General features: G+C 67.5%; 2 protein-coding genes and 3 pseudogenes. 1 reads left to right on the forward strand and 4 read right to left on the reverse strand.

Annotation, left to right across the window (positions count from 1 at the left end; translation table 11 throughout):
- The 4 genes and pseudogenes from N878_RS17240 to N878_RS29610 form a co-directional block, all read right to left on the reverse strand.
- Positions 1-417, reverse strand: a pseudogene (locus tag N878_RS17240) (collagen-like protein); the annotation flags it as partial.
- Entirely contained in the window at positions 410-715 is a 306-nt protein-coding gene (locus N878_RS17245) for a DUF1145 domain-containing protein (RefSeq protein WP_031303365.1), read from the reverse strand. The gene N878_RS17245 and the pseudogene N878_RS17240, both read right to left, overlap by 8 nt.
- Before the next feature lie 116 nt (positions 716-831).
- Complete coding sequence (locus tag N878_RS29825) at positions 832-1,566, reverse strand: OmpA family protein (protein ID WP_031303366.1); 735 nt, start codon at positions 1,564-1,566, stop codon at positions 832-834.
- 135 nt (positions 1,567-1,701) lie between these two features.
- A pseudogene (locus tag N878_RS29610) lies at positions 1,702-2,055 on the reverse strand (OmpA family protein); the annotation flags it as partial.
- A 440-nt stretch (positions 2,056-2,495) separates the two neighbouring features.
- On the opposite strand from N878_RS29610, the pseudogene N878_RS29615 reads away from it, so the two are divergent.
- A pseudogene (locus N878_RS29615) lies at positions 2,496-2,662 on the forward strand (hypothetical protein); the annotation flags it as partial.

Below are 2,662 nucleotides of genomic sequence, written 5' to 3' on the forward strand. Positions count from 1 at the left end.
CGGCGCCCCGCGACCGCCGCGCACGTCCAGGGTCAACGACTGGATACTGGCCTGCTGCAGGCGCAGGCTCAGCTCGCGTCCCGCCGTGGCCGGCTTGAGCACCCCACCCGGCGCGCCCTGAGCGCTGATCCAGACGTCCGCGGCGACCGTCGCCTGGAGCACCTCGAGACGCAGCGGCTGCTCGCCGGGGGCGATGCCGATGCGCGCCGCGGGCCCCAGATGCAGTTCGCCGATATGCAGCTCGGTGACGCCGGCCGGAATCAGCAGGGTGCCCTGCTCGGCCACTTCCAGGCGTGCCAGCTGCAGCCTCGCCTCGGTCACGGGCAGGCGCAACAGGCTGTGGGAAGCGACGCTGAGGTGGTTTTCGGCCCAGGCCGAAGCGCTAGCGAGGCACAGCAGCAGGGCCAGGTTACGCATGGGCCGCCTCTTCGCCGCCGAGCAGCGCCGGCTCCTGCTCCGGCATGGCCGATTGCAGGGCTAGCAGGTGGAACACGCCGAACAACAGGATCTGCACGCGATCCTGCCAGGGGTTGGTGCGCCCCTTGAGCAAGGCGGCGAACAGCCAGAGTTCCAGGCCATGGATCACCAGCAGCAGCGCCGCCAGCAGATAGAGCAGTTGCTCGAAGGGGCTGCCCAGCCATTTCGCCAGGGCCGCGCCGAATGCCAGCCAGAACAATCCGGCTAGCGCCTTACCCAGCATCGTCAGTGCTTGCATCCCCGCCCTCGCCTGCTCTTTTTCTAGTCGTGCCGCACCTTAACCGCTTGCCCTCCGCATGACCAGAGCCGGAAAAACACGGGGGCCTTGCGGCCCCCATTGGCAACACCGCACCGCTAGCGCGACACGTGCAGCTCGACGCGCCGGTTCTCGGCCCGCCCGGCATCGCTGCCGTTGTCCGCCACCGGCTGACTCTCGCCGCGGCCTTCGGTGCTGACCTTGCCGGCCGGCACGCCCTGGGCGATGAGGAAATCCGCCACGCTGCGCGCGCGCCGCTCGGACAGGCCCTGGTTGTAGGCATCGCTCCCCACCGAGTCGGTATGCCCGACCACCCGGACGCCGACCAGGTTGGCGCCGGTCAGGCGCGTGGCGACGTCGGCGAGCAGACCGCGCGCCTCGCCGGTCAGCTCGGCCGAGTCGAAGGCGAACAGCACGTTGCCCAGGTCGCTAAGGACGATGACCTCGTCTTGTGCCTCGGGCTCCATGGCCGGCGCCTCGGCGACGCTCTCGGGATATTGCGGCAACGGGCAGCCGTTATGGCGGACCGGGGTGCCTGCGGGCGTGCCGGGACAGCGGTCGCGGCGGTCGAATACGCCATCGCCGTCCTCGTCGCCGTCCTGCGCATAGCAGACGATGGTACCGAGCAGCGCACCGGCGACCGCGCCGCCTGCTGCCCAGGTGGAACTCTCGATTGCACCCAGACCGCCACCGGCCAAGGCACCAATCGCACTGCACAGGGGCCAGTTCCCCTGGTTGAGCGGCGCGTCTCCCGTACTGGAAGTCGTGGCACAACCGGAAAGAACACTGCTGACCAAGAGGAGGGGGATAAACCTGGGAAGGTTCGCTCTCATGGTGGGTTTCTCCTGTGTTACCGGCCTTATGCCGGCATCACTGGAGTAAAGACGGCCGCTCCCCACTGCACAAGAAAGCCCGCGCTGCCCAGGCAAACCTGGACAACGCGGGCTCGGTTGCCACGCGGGGCCGGTTCAGGGCTGAGCTTCGACCTCGGCCTCCACCCGACGATTGATGGCGCGACCGTCGCTGGTGGCGTTGTCGGCCACCGGGCGGCTTTCGCCATAGCCCACGGCCTGCACACGACCGGACTCGACCCCGTACTGGTTGACCAGCACGTCGCGCACCGCACCGGCGCGGCGCTCGGACAGGCCCTGGTTGTAGGCATCGCTACCCACCGAGTCGGTATGTCCTTCGACCACGGTGCTGGTCTGCGGGTATTGCTTCATGAAATCGGCCAGGGCTTTGATATCGCCATAGCTCTCTTCCTTGACCTGGGCCTTGTCGAAGTCGAACTTGACGTCCAACTCGACCCGCACCGCCTCGGCCGGTTCGGCCACCACGACCTCCTCGACCACCACTTCTTCCTCGACCACGGCGACCTGTTCCTCGGCGCCATGCACCCAGCAATAGGCCGCGGCCATACCGGCACCGACCAGCGCGCCGCCGCCGGCCCAGGTGGAACTTTCGATGGCCCCCAGCGCCGCGCCGCCAACGCCGCCCACCGCCGCACAGGTGGGCCAGTCGGACTTCTGCAGGCCGGCACAACCGGTCAACAGGGTACTGGCCAGAATCAGGGGTACAGCTTTCCTTGTGATGCTCATACTTTAGGTCTCCAATGTTCATCGGCCCATAACCGACTCAAGAGTAGTAAAGACAGGAGTTATGCAATCCGCCAGCTATAGAAGGCATAGCGCATAATTTCTCCTCGCTCTAGGCCGATTGCCGGCGCCACGTTAGTCTTTGCCGCCCTGTTCGAGGATGTTCGATGACTGCCAGCCCCTCTTCCCGTACCCCGCAGCAGGCCCTGGCCGCCCTGCTCGCCCGCTATACCCCGGAGAAACTGCTGTTGGTCGGGGCCAGCGAACTGCCCGCGCTGAGCGCCTTCCACGGCGCTCACCCGCAGTGCCGGGTGGCCACGGCGCCGGCCGCCGC

Origin of the sequence: Pseudomonas sp. EGD-AK9 (assembly GCF_000465935.2) — a bacterium.
Lineage (GTDB): Bacteria > Pseudomonadota > Gammaproteobacteria > Pseudomonadales > Pseudomonadaceae > Aquipseudomonas.

Bases quoted from the DNA above. Each gene is read 5' to 3' on its own strand.
- N878_RS17245 (WP_031303365.1), bottom strand. From the start codon at position 715: ATGCAAGCACTGACGATGCTGGGTAAGGCGCTAGCCGGATTGTTCTGG.
- N878_RS29825 (WP_031303366.1), bottom strand. From the start codon at position 1,566: ATGAGAGCGAACCTTCCCAGGTTTATCCCCCTCCTCTTGGTCAGCAGT.